Source organism: Pseudooceanicola atlanticus (genome assembly GCF_000768315.1).
GTDB lineage: Bacteria > Pseudomonadota > Alphaproteobacteria > Rhodobacterales > Rhodobacteraceae > Pseudooceanicola > Pseudooceanicola atlanticus.
The window spans coordinates 48,068-61,951 of record NZ_AQQX01000014.1 but is presented as its reverse complement, the minus strand read 5'-3'; the positions used below and the strand labels follow the sequence as shown (position 1 = coordinate 61,951).

Genomic DNA, 13,884 nt, shown 5'->3' with positions numbered 1-13,884 from the left:
CAGAGCCTCCGGCAAATCTTGCGGAGTTGCAAAGCCCGCCTGCCATGGGCATATAGCCCCAAGCCCCGGAGGTACCGAGATGAGCGAGACACCTGTGCAAACAAAGCCCGCCAGCGAACCCCATAACTACCTCGATTTCGAAAAGCCCCTGGCCGAAATCGAAGGCAAGGCGCGGGAACTGCGCGCCATGGCCCGGCAGAACGAAGGCATGGATGTCGAGGACGAGGCCCGCGCACTGGACGCCAAGGCCGCCTCGATGCTGACCGACCTGTACAAGGGTCTGACCCCTTGGCGGAAATGCCAGGTCGCGCGGCACCCCGACCGGCCCCATTGCAAGGATTACATCGAGGCCCTGTTCCAGGAATACACGCCGCTGGCCGGCGACCGGAACTTTGCCGATGACCACGCCGTGATGGGCGGTCTTGCCCGGTTCAACGATCGCGCCGTTGTCGTGATCGGCCAGGAAAAGGGCAACGACACCAAGTCGCGCATCGAACGCAATTTCGGGATGGCCCGCCCCGAAGGCTACCGCAAGGCCGTGCGCCTGATGGAACTGGCCGGGAAATTCGGCCTGCCCGTCGTGACGCTCGTCGACACGCCCGGCGCCTATCCCGGCAAGGGCGCCGAGGAACGTGGCCAGTCCGAGGCGATCGCTCGCTCGACCGAGAAATGCCTTCAGCTGAAGGTGCCGCTCGTCTCCGTCGTGATCGGCGAAGGCGGGTCCGGCGGCGCCGTGGCCTTTGCCACCGCCAACCGCGTCGCGATGCTGGAACATTCGGTCTATTCGGTCATCACGCCCGAGGGCTGCGCCTCCATCCTGTGGAAGGACGCCGAGAAGATGCGCGAAGCGGCCGAGGCGATGCGCCTGACCGCGCAGGACCTGCATTACCTTGGCGTCATCGACCGGATCATCCCCGAACCGCTGGGCGGCGCGCATCGTGACCGCGACGCCAGCGTCGAAAAGGTCGGCAAGGCGATCGAGGCGATGCTGGGCGAACTGGACGGGCATGGGCCTGACAAGCTGCTCAACGACCGTCGGCAGAAATTCCTAAAGATGGGGTCCAAGGGCCTCGCGGCCTAAGCATCCGTGAAAACAGGCGTCGTGGCAGTGAAACTGTCGCGGGCCTGCATCCAGCTGAACCACTCCGACAGGGCCGGATGGCACGCCAGCAGGGCGGCGCCCTCTTCGGCCATCGTGAAATAGGCCATCATCGGCGCCAGGTGCAGATCGGCGCGGCTGAGGTGACCGTTCAGGATGTGACCCTCATGGGCAAGCGCCTCAAGCTCTGACAGGACGTTCGTGGCATCCGCCATCCCCTTGGCGATCCGCGCCTCGTCCCGTGGCGCGCCTGCCGATACATCGGCGACGGCGGCGACAAAGACCTCACGAACCATGGGCCAGTAGCCATAGGAATCCACGATGCCGATCACCTGCGCCTCGCGCGCCCGGGCCAAAGCGTCCTCGCGCGTCCAGCGCGGGCCGGGCCAGCGCGCTTCGACATAGGTGGTGATCGCCGTGGCCTCGTAAATGCGGTGGCCGCGATCCTCCAGCATCGGGACCTTGCCGAAAGGGTGGGGATTATCGGCCTCGGGGTCGAAGGGATTGACCTCTTCCCAGGCATAATCGACCCCGCGCTCCGCCAGGGCCATCCGCGCGATGCGCGCATAGACCGAGTAGTAATAGCCCCAAAGCCGGGTCACGTCGTCAGCAGGCGCAGACCCTGGGTCACGTCCATGCGCACCGCCAGCCTCAGGCCCGGTTCGTCCCCGGCCTTCAGCGCGGCGATGATCAGGCGGTGGTAATGCGGCGGCTCGCTGCGCCGCAGACGCCCGTACAGCTTGCGCATCGTCGGCCCGAGTTGCAGCCAGACGGTTTCCGCCATGGCCAGCATCGCCGGGGCCTGCGCACGCAGGTACAGCGCGCGGTGGAATTCGAGGTTGGACCGGATATAGCCGACCGCATCATGGCGCTCGACCATCTCGGTGATGCCGCCGTTGATGGACTGAAGCCGATCGATCAGCGCGATATGCGCCCGCGGCAATGCGCGAGAGGCCAGTTCGACCTCCAGCAGCGACCGCAGGGCCGCCAGCTCCTCGATCCGGTCATTGGTGATCTCGGGCGTCGACACCCGGCCCGAGGCCGACAGGGTCAGCGCGCCTTCGGCCACCAGCCGGCGGATCGATTCGCGTGCCGGGGTCATCGAGACACCGAATTCCCGTCCGATGCCACGCAGGGTCAGGGATTCGCCCGGCGCGATTTCGCCGTGCATGATGCGCGTCCGCAGCCCGCGATAAACGCGTTCATGGGCGGCCGGGCTGGGATCGGGACGGGTCTGGATCAACATGGAACAGATTTGTGATCACATTTCCCGGTCCCGTCAATACGGCATCTGCGCCTAGCCCTCGAAGCGATAGCGATGCAGCTGCGCGCCCTCGCGCCGCAGCCAGGCGCGCTGTTCGGAATAGGGCCCGTGGATCGACTGCACAGCGGTCCAGAACCGCTCCGAATGGTTCATCTCGGCCAGGTGGGCGACCTCGTGCGCGGCGACATAGGACAGCACGTCGGGCGGAGCGAGGATCAGCCGCCAAGAATAGCTCAAACCGCCACTGGCCGAACAGGACCCCCAGCGGGATCGCGTGTCGCGCAACGTAATCCGGCTGTACCGCCGCCCCAGCACGTCCGCGTAATGGTCAGAGGCCTGAGCCAGCCGGTCCCGCGCCAGAGTCTTGAGATATCCCAGAAGCTTGGCCGCCATGGCATCGTCGGTCCCCGGCACGATCACCCGGTCCGCCTCGATCCGCACCTTGCGCCCGGTGCCGCCGGTCACCGTCAGCATCCGCCCCTCGATCGGCAGCGACGCCCCCGGCCCGACCTGGACGATACCGCCCTGCTTGGCCAGATGCCCCCTCAGCCACTCGGCCTTTTCGGTGGCGAAGGCCAGGCCCGACTTCTCGGAAACGCCCTTCGGCAGGGTCAGCGTGACGCGCCCGTCCAGCGACGAAACCCGCAGCGAAATGCGCCGGGCACGCGTCGACCGTTTCAGGTTGATTTCAACCGGGGGGTTGCCCGGCAGGACATGCTGGCCCATATGATCCCCGACCCGTTGGCGGCGCCCCATCTGGAAAGCCTTTGACAGCCTCATCTGCTTATGGCAGGGGACGCGGATCGTCGACAAGAGATGTCATCTGAAAGGGAATAACCATGCCCAAGGAAGAATGGGGTACAAAGCGCCTTTGCCCCACGACCGGCAAGCGTTTCTACGACCTGAACAAAAGCCCGATCGTCAGCCCCTATACCGGCGAGGTCGTGGAATTCGACGAATCCAAGAACCGCATGATCGCCGCCGATGCGGAGGATGCCTCGGCCAAGAAAGCCAAGGCGAACGACGATGATGACGCCGTTCTGGAAGATGATGATGACGTCGATGTCGAGCTGGACGATGACCTGCTCGAAGAGGATGACGACGACGATAGCGTGTCCCTCGATGAACTGGCTGACGTGGCCAGCGACGACGACGATTCCTGATATCGACAGGGAGGCCGACAAAGGCGGATTTTTCGCTTGATCCGCCTGAAAGCTTCCCATAGATAGCGCCGCACGGGTGATGAAACCCGTGCCGATGGGGCCTTAGCTCAGCTGGGAGAGCGCTTGCATGGCATGCAAGAGGTCAGGGGTTCGATCCCCCTAGGCTCCACCAAATCCCCTTGATTTGTTGGTCATCGACGCTGTACATGGACAGGACAATCGCCCCGTTCCATTTGTCGGTATTCTCGATTCCAAGCCGCGTGGAAGTGCCAAAGAATTCCGGCCCGACACGAGGCGGCGCACGCCCCCTGATCGCCACACCATAAACCCGAATCATCGGCAGCCAGTCGACATGCGTAAATCTGCGTTCGCGGTCCCAGGTGTCTGTCGGTTCGGAAGAGGGAAGAAGGATGGTGCCGCTGAAGGGACTCGAACCCCCGACCCCATCATTACGAATGACGTGCTCTACCAGCTGAGCTACAGCGGCATCCTTCTTGTACAGCGCTTTGCTGCACGTCCTGTCCCCGACCGGGTCGGGGCGCAGGGCGGGGGCGTCCGGATCGGACGTCCTCGTGAGGCGGGGCTATAGCACTCAGCCCCGCACAGGGAAAGACCTATTTCTCTGCCCGCGGGGCTTCGTCCCGGGTGTCTTCGGGGGGCAGGATCTCCGCGTCTTCGGGCTCCGGTCCCAGCGTCGGCTCGGCGGCAGGTTCGGGGGCGGTTTCCGCAGCCATCTCAGGCTCTTCCACCGATTCGGCCGACTTGTCCTCGATCGATCCGACGATCAGCGGCAGCATGGCGGTGCTGACTCCGCTCTGCACCTCGGCCGTGGGGCCTGTCTTCCAGGCCAGCGTGTCGAAGGCCCCGCAATTGTCGCAGATCGGGGTCCAGGCGGCATGGATGTGGTGGCAGTTCTCGCAGGTCCATTGCGGGCCACGCGGGGCGGACACGGCACGCGCCAGCCAACCCTTCACGATGGCGTCGGGGGCGCCCTCTCCGCGCTCCACGGCGGCCATGATCGTCAGGGTCCGGGCATCGGGGCTTTCCGAGGCCAGGTCGCCCAGGGCCCGGCGCGCTTCGGGGAAATCCTCGGCGGCGATGTTCAGCTCTGCCAGCAGCAGGCGGCTTTCACGATGCTTCGGCGCCAGCTTGACCAGCGTGTTGAACCGCTTCAGCCGTTCCTTGGGCGTCTCGTCGGGTTCGATGGCGGCAAAGGCGGCAGCCAGGTCGGGATGCGGCGCGGCCTCCCAGGCCTTCTTGATGACGCGGGTGGCGTTCCGCTTCTGCCCCTGGGCGATGTAGGATTTTGCGGCCATGACGGCGGCGGGCACCAGGTCGGGGGACAGGCGGTTTGCCTCGATCGCGGCCTCGCGGGCCTCGATGGTCGAATCCTCGGCCACGACGTCCTTGGCCTCCGACAGGGCCAGCACGGCGTCGCGGCGGCGATGCACGTCCCGCGGCATGGTGCCGTGACGGAGCTTGGCCTTCAGGGTGCTGCGCGCGCCCTTCCAGTCGGATTTCTGAGCCTGCAGCTTCAGCAGCGTGTCCTGCACTTCCTCATGCGCAGGCTTCAGGGCAAAGGCCTTTTCGGCCAGTGCCATCGCCGTGTCGGTATCCCCGGCGGCGAGCTTCTGCTTCATGATCCCGCGGACGCCGACGAACCGGGTCTTTTCGTTGGCCAGCAGGCGCTTGTAGGCCTGTTCGGCCTTAGCCTTGTCGCCCACCTGTTCCGCGGCCTGCGCGGTCAGCAGGGTCGTCAGTTCGGGACGATCCAGGTATTTCTCGGCCTTCGCGGCCTTGGACAGCGCCTTGCGCCCCTCGCCCGAGGCCAGCGCCATCATGCCCTCGCTCAGCGCGTCGAAACCCTTGCGCTCGCGGTTGCGGTCGAAATAGCGCGACAGGGCTGTTTCGTCGCCATTGATGAAATGCAGCAGCGCGATCAGCAGGCCGAACAGTTTCAGGAACAGCCAGACCGCCACCACCAGGATCACCGCGGCTATCACCGCCTTGAGGGGGGTCAGGTTGATCTCGATCCCGCCCATAGCGATCAGAACGCCACCTTCCATATCGAGCAGATAGCTCGCACCCAGCGTGGCCGCCGCCACCATGGCGACGAAAACAACGATCTTTACAAGGGACCAGAGCATCGGCGTTCCTTAATTCGAGTTCAGATCGGCCATCAGGCCATTGGCCGCGGCAACAGCGTCCAGACGGGTCTGCGCAGCAGCCTGCCAGGCGGACAATTCGGCCAGGGCCGGCTCGGGCAGGGCCTCGATCTCGGTCAGGGCGGTGGAGAGGTCACCGCGTGTCACGGCGGCTTCGGCGCGGGACAGGATGGCGTCGGGATCGTCGCCTTCCTTCGGTTCAAGCGACCGGATACCCAGCTGCGTCTTGAAGAAATCCCCGACAGAGCCGTTCCCGGCCCCCCGTGTCACCTGCAAGGCGGCGCGCGCGGCCGGCGGGAACGACCCCCGCAGATCGGCCATGGTCTGCACACCGTCGACATTGGCGGACAACGCATCGGGGATCTGCACACCTGTCGCGGCCAGTTCCTCCAGCGGATCGGCAAAGCCCATGCCTTCGTCCAGCGCCGACAGGATCCGCGTCAGCGCGGCGCGCGCGGTGCTGTCGGCGACCTGTGCGGCAGCGGCGGCTTCCATGTTCTGCGCCTCTTCGATCATTGCCTCGACCTCGGCGCGCTGATCGACCATGGATTGCTGAAGCCGGGCCAGCTCGGCCTCGTAGGCCTGGATCGCGCTTTCCGACACGCCTTCGCTGATCGGGCGTTTCTCAAGCTCGGTGATCTGGGTGCCCATCTCCGACAGGCTCGCCTCCATCGCGTCCAGACGTTCGGTCAGGGCCACGATCGCGGTGCCGTTGGCGGTCGAGATATCGTTGAGCGGCGCCAGGTCCGGCACCTCCGGCATGGCGGATTTCAGATCGGCCAGCGCCTGGTCCTGTTCGTCCAGCCGCAGGGTCAGATCCTCGGTCCCGGCCCCCGACATGTTCATGTAGGTCGCGGCCCCGAAGCCGATCCCGGCGGCAATCACGCCGCCCAGCAGCGCCGGGAAAAAACCGCCGCCTTTCTTCGGCTCATCCGCCGGGGCCGGCGGAGGCGGCGGCGCGGCAGCGGACGTGTCTTCGGTGATCGGCTCGGGACGCTCCTCGGCGGGCATCTCGGTATCGGCGATCTCGGGGGTGTCCTCGACGGGGGCGGTGTCGTCGCCCGCATCATCACCCGTCGCGTCGATGCTGTCCTCGCCGGAGGTCGCGGTCACGCTGTCATCGGCAGCGAGGCTGTCATCGCCCTCGGACGACGCGGCAGTGGACGTATCCTCGCGCTCCGGTTCCGGCAATTCGATGGCTTCGGCGCCCGGCTCGACCGTATCGTCACCGTTGGTCGCATCGCCCGGGACGGTCTCTATCTCCTCGGCGGATGGATCGGCGGACTTGGCGTCCAAATCAACGCTCTTGTCGTCATCATTCGAGGATTTTTTCTTGGCGGCCACGAAAACTGTCCTTTCGAATCCCTGCTTTGCAAATGCAGCACGATTACCTTAGTGCGCGCCCCCGGTGCCCTCAACCCGTTGAAGGGTCGCCATTACCGCGCGGGCCATCGCCGCGGCGTCGGGCGCCTCGGCAATGATCAGATCAACGCCCGACATCCCGTCCAGTTCCGCCGCGACGTTCGCGCTCATGGCGATGCAGTGCAGCGGCGCGCCCGGATCGGCCTGACGCCTGAATTCCTTGGCGCTGCGCGGGGAATAGAGCGGCACGATCACCGGGGCATCCCCGCCCAGCAGATCGCGCGCGGCATCGGTCAGGGGCAGCGGCACCTGGTCGTAGATCACCGCCTCGCTCACGTCCTGACCGGCGGCGTTAAGTCGCGCAGCGACATCGCCCCTAGCATGGCGCCCGCGCAGGTGAACCCACCGGCCCGCCACCGGATCGGCCAGCATCGCCTGCACCAGCGCCTCCGCATCGCCGCCCCGGACCTCCGCGTGCAACCCGGCGGCCCGGGCCGCGCGGGCCGTTGCCTCTCCGACGCAGATCGCGGGGCGCTCGGGACCGCCCAGATCGCCATAGACCCGCGCGGCATTGCGCGAGGTCAGGATCACGCCCGCCACGCCCTCCATCGGGGGCAGCGCAGCGGCCCGACGCACATCAAGCACCGGGCTTTGCACCACGTCGCAGCCGGTCATCGCGGCCAACTCTGCGGCAGTGCTTGCGCCGTCGTGGGCGGGGCGTGTCATCAGGATCACCGGTCGCATCCGGCGCCTCCCCATTGTTTCAGGGACTTGCCAGTGCTACCTGCACGGGGGTCTTCATGCAATCGGCGGGTCGATGTCGGACGCTCTTACCATCCTCGGGCTGGAAAGCTCCTGTGACGATACCGGAGCGGCGGTCGTACGCGGCCAGCCGGGCAAGGCGCAGGTCCTGTCCTCGGTGGTCGAGGGCCAGACCAGCCTGCACGCGGCCTTTGGCGGCGTCGTGCCGGAAATCGCCGCCCGCGCCCATGCCGAGCGTCTGGACGATGTCGTGCGCCAGGCGCTGAGCCAGGCCGGGCTGGGCCTTCGCGACCTCGACGGGATTGCCGTGACCGCCGGGCCGGGCCTGATCGGCGGCGTAATGTCCGGCGTGATGTGCGCCAAGGGCATCGCGCTTGGTGCCGGGCTGCCGCTGATCGGGGTGAACCACCTGGCCGGGCACGCGCTGACGCCGCGCCTGACCGATGGCGCGGTCTTCCCCTACCTGATGCTGCTGGTCTCGGGCGGGCATTGCCAGTTCCTGCTGGTGCGCGGCCCCGACGAATACCGTCGCCTTGGCGGCACGATCGACGACGCCCCGGGCGAGGCCTTCGACAAGACCGCGCGCCTGCTCGCCCTGCCCCAGCCCGGTGGCCCCTCCGTCGAGGCCGAGGCGCGCAACGGCGACGCCAAACGCTTCCGGTTCCCGCGCCCCCTGCTGGATCGCGAAGGGTGTGACATGTCCTTTTCCGGGCTCAAGACCGCCGTTCTGCGGATGCGCGACCAGGTGATGGAGGGCAACGGTCTGCGCCAGCAGGACCGCGCCGATCTCTGTGCCGGGTTCCAGGCCGCCGTTGTCGATGTCCTGGCCGAGAAAACCCGCCGTGCCCTCGCGCTCTACCTTGCCGAAAACCCCGCGCAGCCGATGCTCGCCGTGGCCGGGGGTGTCGCCGCGAACAAGGCCATTCGCGCCGGGTTAGAGACTGTTTGCGCCGATATGCACACCGCCTTCACCGCACCGCCGCTGGCGCTCTGCACCGACAATGGCGCGATGATCGCCTATGCCGGGCTGGAGCGTTTCGCACGCGGCGAACGCGATGACATGACACTGGCCGCCCGGCCCCGCTGGCCGCTGGACCGTTCCAGCGCCGGCATGCTGGGCGGCGGCCGGAAAGGACCCAAGGCATGATCTCGGTCATCGGTGCCGGCGCTTTCGGAACCGCGCTTGCCATCTCCATGGCGCGTGGCGGCACGCCCGTCACGCTCTGGGCCCGCGATGCCGATCATGTCGCACGGATGCAGGCCGACCGTGTCAACGCCGCCCGGCTCCCCGACATGGCCTTTCCCGAGGCGCTGCGGGTGACCGGCGACATCACCGACCTGCCCGACGGCCCGGCGCTGCTGTCAGTGCCGATGCAAAAACTCCGCCAGGCGCTGATCGATGCCCCTGCCCTGCGCGATCATCCCCTCGTCGCCTGTTGCAAGGGGATCGAGCTGACGACGACCAAGAGCCCCTCGCAGGTCATCGAAGAGGAACGCCCCGGCGCGCAGATCGCCCTGCTGACCGGCCCGTCCTTCGCGCAGGACATCGCCCGCCGCCTGCCGACCGCGCTGACGCTGGCCTGTGCCGATGACGCGCTTGGCCGCGACCTGCAACAGCGGCTGACCACGGCGAACCTGCGGCTCTACCGCACGACGGATGTCACCGGGGCGGAAATCGGCGGGGCGCTCAAGAACGTCATGGCCATCGCCTGTGGCGCCGCCATCGGGGCCGGTCTGGGCGAAAGCGCCCGCGCCGCGCTGATGACAAGGGGCTATGCGGAAATGCAGCGGATGGCGCTGGCGCTTGGCGCGCGGCCCGAAACGCTGGCCGGGCTGTCGGGCTTCGGCGATCTGACCCTGACCTGCACCTCGGACCTCTCGCGCAATTACCGCTTTGGCCGGTCCATCGGCCAGGGCGACGATTTCGACCCCGCGATCACGGTCGAAGGCGCGGCCACCGCCCGCGCCGTGCAGGCCCAGGCCCGCGAGATGCAGATCGACATGCCGATCACCGATGCCGTTGTCGGCCTGATCGGCGGTGACCTGAAAGTTCCGCAGGTGATGGACCTGCTGCTCTCCCGCCCCCTGAAGGAGGAATGAAGATGCTTTTTGCCCTGATGGCCCATGACAAACCCGGCGCGCTGGATATCCGCAAGGCCAACCGCGATGCCCACCTCGCCTATATCGACGAGACCGGAGTCGTCACCCAGGCCGGCCCGCTGCTGGACGCGAACGGGGACATGTGCGGATCGCTGGTCATCCTCGACGTGGCCGACGCCGCCGCTGCGCAAGGCTGGGCCGACAACGACCCCTATGCCAAGGCCGGGCTCTTCGCCGATGTCACCCTGACGCCCTGGAAGAAGGTGATCGGGTGATGCGGTACTGGCTTTTCAAATCCGAACCCGACACCTGGTCCTGGGACAACCAGGTCGCCAAGGGCGAGACAGGCGAGGAATGGGACGGCGTCCGCAATTACCAGGCCCGCAACTTCATGCGCGAGATGTCGGTGGGGGACCGTGGATTCTTCTACCATTCACAGAAAACGCGGGAAATCGTCGGGATTGTCGAGGTCTGCGCCGAAGCCCATCCCGACAGCACCACCGATGACGACCGCTGGGAATGCGTGGACATCAAGGCCGTGAAACCGGTGCCCAACCCGGTCACGCTGGACGATATCAAGGCGACCGAGGCGCTGTCAGACATGGTTCTGGTCAAGAATTCCCGCCTGTCGGTCCAACCCGTCACCGAAGACGAATGGGCCCTGATCTGCAAGATGGGCGGCGTCGACGGCGTCTGAAAACGCTAGGCGATCGCTCGGTTCCCTGCCTAAACTCACCCCGTGAACGCTGTGCTTCAGGAGGATGAGATGGGCGTTGTGGCAGTTTTGGTGGCGGCTCTTGCGGGGTTTGCCATGGGCGCGGTCTGGTACATGGCGCTGTCGAAACCCTGGATACAGGCCGCGGGGATCGAGGTCGACGAAACCGGCCGCCCGAAGAACGGCTCGCCCCTGCCTTTCGTGATCGCCGGCATCTGCATGATCCTCGTCGCGGGAATGATGCGGCACATCTTTGCCATGGCGGGGATCGAAACCCTTGGCGAAAGCCTGGTCGCCGGGCTGGGGATCGGCCTCTTCTTCATCACGCCCTGGGTCGCGATGAATTACGCCTATGCGCAGCGTCCGTTCAAGCTGACGATCCTCGATGGTGGCTATTCGATCCTCGGATCGGCGGTGATCGGACTGGTGCTGGGCCTGTTCTGAACCCCGGACGTGAAAAGGGTCCGGACACCAAATCCGGACCCTTCAACACTCAAGACCCACTCCCACCACGAAGCGGCCCTTCAGGAATACTATACCGACCAGGGGCGTCGTCAAAACCGCAAGTCGTTAGAATGCCCCTAATTTCGGACATATCTTAAAAAATCAGCCGTAAACGGCTTCTTTTCCGAAATGTTTGACGAGCATGTAATAGACGACCGCGCGGTACTTGTTGCGGTTCGACTTGCCATAGGTCTCAAGCACGCTGTCAATCGCCTGCATCAGCTCGGGCCCATCGGCCAGGCCAAGCTTCTTCATCAGGAAGTTCTCTTTCACCGTTTCCAGCTCGCTCTCCTGGCTGCTGGCGACGGTGGACGCGTCGTCATTGTAGATCGAAGGCCCGCAGCCAATCGTGACCTTGGTCAAAAGATCCATGTCGGGGGTCATTCCGCATTTCTCTTTCAGATCGTCGGCATACTTCGCGATCAGATCGTCTCTCTTACCCATTTCAGTCTTCCTCTTATTCCCGTCAAAGCACTGGCCTCAGGCGTATTTTCCCCTGTCGACACCACTTTTATAGACCCGCGTCCGGAAAACGCGAAAAGTTTCTTAATTTTTTGCTCACCGAAGAAAGCTCAACCCAGAGTGCAGCTTTTTTCGTGACAAGTTCATGACGCATCGCGCAGGCTCAACCTGCGGCCGATCCGAAGGCGCGCCCCGGATCGGGTGCGAAACGCAAAAAAATGGAACGGGGGACACCGCATGACGACGGAAACCTTTGTCGTCGCTTACGAAGGCGGCGACGGCGATACCAGCCTGATCGATTACGCGATCGAACGGGCCAAGAAGGACGGGGCCCAATTATTATTGGTCCATATCCTCGAATGGTCACCATATTCCTTCCTCACGCCGCAGGAGCTTGAAGAACGCAAGCAGCGCCGCGCGGAAGAGCTCGAGCGCGCCAAGTCGGCCGTGCTCGATCCGGCGATGGAAAAGGTCAAGGCGGCGGGAATCGCAGTCGACTGCAGGTTGAAATTCGGCAACGTCGTCGAACTCATCGCCGAGATCGCCGCCCAGGAAGATGCCGCAATGATCTTTGTCGGCCGCGCCGGGTCGCAATCCATGGCGGCACGGGTCTTCGGCTCGGTTCCCATCGGTCTGGCGCAGGTCGCGCCCGTGCCAACCGTCATCGTACCCTGAGCGAAGGAGTTTGAAAGCTATGCGATTGAAAACAGCCCTCACTGCCCTCGCCGCCTCCATGGCGCCTTTACCTGCCATGGCCCAGGGTATCGACGAAACCATCAACAATATCTTTGCCAATTACACCGGCTGGTACGTTTCTTTTATCTTTGCCCCTTTGCCTGGTACCAATTTCTCCTGGATCGCCCTCTGGCTTGTTGTCGGCGCGCTGATCTTTACCGGCTATTTCGGCTTCATTCAGCTCAAGGGGTTCTGGCATTCCATCCAGCTGGTGAAAGGCGATTACTCCGACCCCGATGACGCCGGGGAGGTGTCGCACTTCCAGGCCCTCGCCACCGCGCTTTCGGGCACGGTGGGCCTTGGCAACATCGCGGGCGTGGCCGTGGCCGTCGGGATCGGCGGGCCGGGCGCGACCTTCTGGATGATCATTGCCGGGCTCTTCGGCATGGCGACCAAGTTCACCGAATGTACGCTGGGCGTGAAATACCGCAACGAATACCCCGATGGCCGGGTGTCGGGCGGCCCGATGTACTACATCACCAAGGGGTTCGGCGAACGCGGCCTTCCGGGCGGCAAGGTGCTGGCGGTGCTCTTCTGCATCTTCACCATCCTGGGCGCCCTTGGCGGCGGCAACATGTTCCAGGCCAACCAGGCGCATGCCCAGCTTGCCGGTGTCGTGGGTGACTATCCGGGCTGGATCACCGGTATCCTGCTGGCAGGCGTGACCTTTGCCGTGATCGTCGGCGGGATCAAATCCATCGCTTCGGTGACGGAAAAGGTCGTGCCGTTCATGGGCATCTTCTACGTCCTCGTGTCGCTGATCATCCTGATCATGAACTACGACATGATCGGCTGGGCCTTCGGTCAGATCTTCCTTGGCGCGTTCACCGGGCTTGGCGTTGTCGGTGGCTTCACCGGCGCCCTGATCCAGGGTTTCCGCCGCGCCGCGTTCTCGAACGAGGCCGGGATCGGCTCTGCCGCCATCGCGCACTCTGCGGTGCGGACCAAGGAGCCGGTGACCGAAGGCTATGTCGCCCTGCTTGAACCGTTCATCGACACGGTGGTGATCTGCACGATGACCGCGCTGGTCATCGTCATCACCGGCGTTCTGAATGTCGATCCGGAAACCGGGCTCTACATCTGGAATGCCGAAGCCGGCCGGATCTCCACCGAAGGCGAAGTCGCGGGCGTCGCCCTGACCTCTGCCGCCTATGCGCGGGCCTTCTCGTGGTTCCCGGTTCTGCTGGCCGTGGCGGTTGTGCTCTTCGCCTTCTCGACCATGATCTCGTGGAGCTATTACGGCCTCAAGGCCTGGACCTACCTCTTCGGGGAAGGCGCGGCCAAGGAAACCGTGTTCAAGGTGATCTTCTGCCTGTTCATCGTCATCGGGGCCGCTGCCAACCTCGGGCCGGTCATCGACTTCTCGGATGCGATGCTCTTCTCCATGGCGATCGTGAACATCATCGCGCTCTACCTGCTGATGCCGATCGTGAAGAAAGAGCTGAACAGCTACATCTCTCGCCTGCGTTCGGGCGAGATCAAGAAGTTCAAGCACTGAACGCGGCTTGAAACCGTCCCGCGCCACACCCGGCGCGGGACATCCCCAATTTCCT

General features: G+C 65.0%; 16 protein-coding genes and 2 tRNA genes. 10 read left to right on the top strand and 8 right to left on the bottom strand.

The window, feature by feature from the left end; all coding sequences use genetic code 11:
* Nucleotides 1-79: 79 nt before the first annotated feature.
* Complete coding sequence (locus ATO9_RS19765) at nt 80-1,081, top strand: acetyl-CoA carboxylase carboxyltransferase subunit alpha (RefSeq protein ID WP_052418484.1); 1,002 nt, start codon at nt 80-82, stop codon at nt 1,079-1,081.
* Here ATO9_RS19765 and ATO9_RS19760 read toward each other — a convergent pair.
* Genes ATO9_RS19760 through ATO9_RS19750 form a run of 3 tightly spaced genes read right to left on the bottom strand, consistent with a single transcriptional unit; the run spans nt 1,078 to nt 3,089 of the window.
* Nucleotides 1,078-1,701, bottom strand: coding sequence for a glutathione S-transferase family protein (locus ATO9_RS19760; RefSeq protein WP_043753464.1), 624 nt, complete (start codon nt 1,699-1,701; stop codon nt 1,078-1,080). The two genes, ATO9_RS19765 and ATO9_RS19760, sit on opposite strands and share 4 nt — an antisense overlap.
* Nucleotides 1,698-2,345: a GntR family transcriptional regulator gene (locus tag ATO9_RS19755; protein WP_043753462.1), complete on the bottom strand. Its 648-nt coding sequence runs from the start codon at nt 2,343-2,345 to the stop codon at nt 1,698-1,700. Before ATO9_RS19755 ends, ATO9_RS19760 begins: the two co-directional genes overlap by 4 nt.
* Before the next feature lie 51 nt (nt 2,346-2,396).
* Complete coding sequence (locus tag ATO9_RS19750) at nt 2,397-3,089, bottom strand: M48 family metallopeptidase (protein ID WP_043753550.1); 693 nt, start codon at nt 3,087-3,089, stop codon at nt 2,397-2,399.
* A 113-nt stretch (nt 3,090-3,202) separates the two neighbouring features.
* Between ATO9_RS19750 and ATO9_RS19745 the strand changes: the two genes are divergently transcribed.
* Both ATO9_RS19745 and ATO9_RS19740 read left to right on the top strand, forming a co-directional pair.
* The gene (locus ATO9_RS19745; RefSeq protein ID WP_043753459.1) at nt 3,203-3,526 is read left to right on the top strand and encodes a TIGR02300 family protein; all 324 of its coding nucleotides are present in this window, start codon (nt 3,203-3,205) and stop codon (nt 3,524-3,526) included.
* Between the two features lie 96 nt (nt 3,527-3,622).
* Nucleotides 3,623-3,698: transfer RNA gene (locus ATO9_RS19740), tRNA-Ala, on the top strand.
* A gap of 239 nt (nt 3,699-3,937) precedes the next feature.
* On the opposite strand, the gene ATO9_RS19735 is transcribed toward ATO9_RS19740, so the two are convergent.
* The 4 genes from ATO9_RS19735 to ATO9_RS19720 form a co-directional block, all read right to left on the bottom strand.
* A tRNA-Thr gene (locus tag ATO9_RS19735) sits at nt 3,938-4,013 on the bottom strand.
* Between the two features lie 127 nt (nt 4,014-4,140).
* Nucleotides 4,141-5,673, bottom strand: a complete 1,533-nt coding sequence (locus tag ATO9_RS19730; protein ID WP_043753457.1) for a heme biosynthesis protein HemY — start codon at nt 5,671-5,673, stop codon at nt 4,141-4,143.
* A gap of 9 nt (nt 5,674-5,682) precedes the next feature.
* The gene (locus ATO9_RS19725) at nt 5,683-7,035 is read right to left on the bottom strand and encodes a COG4223 family protein (protein WP_052418483.1); all 1,353 of its coding nucleotides are present in this window, start codon (nt 7,033-7,035) and stop codon (nt 5,683-5,685) included.
* Between the two features lie 48 nt (nt 7,036-7,083).
* On the bottom strand, nt 7,084-7,779 hold the full coding sequence (locus tag ATO9_RS19720; protein WP_162183086.1) for a uroporphyrinogen-III synthase: 696 nt from the start codon (nt 7,777-7,779) through the stop codon (nt 7,084-7,086).
* A gap of 91 nt (nt 7,780-7,870) precedes the next feature.
* Here ATO9_RS19720 and tsaD point away from each other — a divergent pair, with 91 nt between their 5' ends.
* The 5 genes from tsaD to ATO9_RS19695 all read left to right on the top strand — a co-directional run bounded on the left by tsaD (nt 7,871) and on the right by ATO9_RS19695 (nt 11,074).
* Nucleotides 7,871-8,962 (top strand): tRNA (adenosine(37)-N6)-threonylcarbamoyltransferase complex transferase subunit TsaD, encoded by a 1,092-nt coding sequence (gene tsaD / locus ATO9_RS19715; RefSeq protein ID WP_043753452.1) that lies wholly within the window; start codon nt 7,871-7,873, stop codon nt 8,960-8,962.
* Nucleotides 8,959-9,915, top strand: coding sequence for an NAD(P)H-dependent glycerol-3-phosphate dehydrogenase (locus ATO9_RS19710; RefSeq protein WP_043753450.1), 957 nt, complete (start codon nt 8,959-8,961; stop codon nt 9,913-9,915). The genes tsaD and ATO9_RS19710 overlap by 4 nt, the downstream gene beginning before the upstream one ends.
* Nucleotides 9,916-9,917: 2 nt before the next feature.
* Complete coding sequence (locus ATO9_RS19705) at nt 9,918-10,190, top strand: YciI family protein (protein WP_043753545.1); 273 nt, start codon at nt 9,918-9,920, stop codon at nt 10,188-10,190.
* On the top strand, nt 10,190-10,612 hold the full coding sequence (locus tag ATO9_RS19700) for an EVE domain-containing protein (RefSeq protein WP_043753448.1): 423 nt from the start codon (nt 10,190-10,192) through the stop codon (nt 10,610-10,612). The genes ATO9_RS19705 and ATO9_RS19700 overlap by 1 nt, the downstream gene beginning before the upstream one ends.
* 69 nt (nt 10,613-10,681) lie before the next feature.
* Nucleotides 10,682-11,074, top strand: coding sequence for a DUF1761 domain-containing protein (locus ATO9_RS19695; RefSeq protein ID WP_043753446.1), 393 nt, complete (start codon nt 10,682-10,684; stop codon nt 11,072-11,074).
* A gap of 162 nt (nt 11,075-11,236) precedes the next feature.
* Here ATO9_RS19695 and ATO9_RS19690 read toward each other — a convergent pair whose 3' ends face one another.
* Nucleotides 11,237-11,578, bottom strand: coding sequence for a DUF2853 family protein (locus tag ATO9_RS19690; RefSeq protein ID WP_043753443.1), 342 nt, complete (start codon nt 11,576-11,578; stop codon nt 11,237-11,239).
* A gap of 255 nt (nt 11,579-11,833) precedes the next feature.
* Between ATO9_RS19690 and ATO9_RS19685 the strand changes: the two genes are divergently transcribed.
* Both ATO9_RS19685 and ATO9_RS19680 read left to right on the top strand, forming a co-directional pair.
* Complete coding sequence (locus ATO9_RS19685; protein WP_043753441.1) at nt 11,834-12,271, top strand: universal stress protein; 438 nt, start codon at nt 11,834-11,836, stop codon at nt 12,269-12,271.
* A 19-nt stretch (nt 12,272-12,290) separates the two neighbouring features.
* Nucleotides 12,291-13,829 (top strand): alanine/glycine:cation symporter family protein, encoded by a 1,539-nt coding sequence (locus ATO9_RS19680; protein WP_043753440.1) that lies wholly within the window; start codon nt 12,291-12,293, stop codon nt 13,827-13,829.
* Nucleotides 13,830-13,884: the final 55 nt, after the last annotated feature.

Coding starts and splice junctions, on each gene's coding strand:
- ATO9_RS19765 (WP_052418484.1), top strand. CDS start 80: ATGAGCGAGACACCTGTGCAAACAAAGCCCGCCAGCGAACCCCATAAC.
- ATO9_RS19755 (WP_043753462.1), bottom strand. CDS start 2,345: ATGTTGATCCAGACCCGTCCCGATCCCAGCCCGGCCGCCCATGAACGC.
- ATO9_RS19750 (WP_043753550.1), bottom strand. CDS start 3,089: ATGGGCCAGCATGTCCTGCCGGGCAACCCCCCGGTTGAAATCAACCTG.
- ATO9_RS19745 (WP_043753459.1), top strand. CDS start 3,203: ATGCCCAAGGAAGAATGGGGTACAAAGCGCCTTTGCCCCACGACCGGC.
- ATO9_RS19730 (WP_043753457.1), bottom strand. CDS start 5,673: ATGCTCTGGTCCCTTGTAAAGATCGTTGTTTTCGTCGCCATGGTGGCG.
- ATO9_RS19720 (WP_162183086.1), bottom strand. CDS start 7,779: ATGACACGCCCCGCCCACGACGGCGCAAGCACTGCCGCAGAGTTGGCC.
- tsaD (WP_043753452.1), top strand. CDS start 7,871: ATGTCGGACGCTCTTACCATCCTCGGGCTGGAAAGCTCCTGTGACGAT.
- ATO9_RS19710 (WP_043753450.1), top strand. CDS start 8,959: ATGATCTCGGTCATCGGTGCCGGCGCTTTCGGAACCGCGCTTGCCATC.
- ATO9_RS19705 (WP_043753545.1), top strand. CDS start 9,918: ATGCTTTTTGCCCTGATGGCCCATGACAAACCCGGCGCGCTGGATATC.
- ATO9_RS19700 (WP_043753448.1), top strand. CDS start 10,190: ATGCGGTACTGGCTTTTCAAATCCGAACCCGACACCTGGTCCTGGGAC.
- ATO9_RS19695 (WP_043753446.1), top strand. CDS start 10,682: ATGGGCGTTGTGGCAGTTTTGGTGGCGGCTCTTGCGGGGTTTGCCATG.
- ATO9_RS19690 (WP_043753443.1), bottom strand. CDS start 11,578: ATGGGTAAGAGAGACGATCTGATCGCGAAGTATGCCGACGATCTGAAA.
- ATO9_RS19685 (WP_043753441.1), top strand. CDS start 11,834: ATGACGACGGAAACCTTTGTCGTCGCTTACGAAGGCGGCGACGGCGAT.
- ATO9_RS19680 (WP_043753440.1), top strand. CDS start 12,291: ATGCGATTGAAAACAGCCCTCACTGCCCTCGCCGCCTCCATGGCGCCT.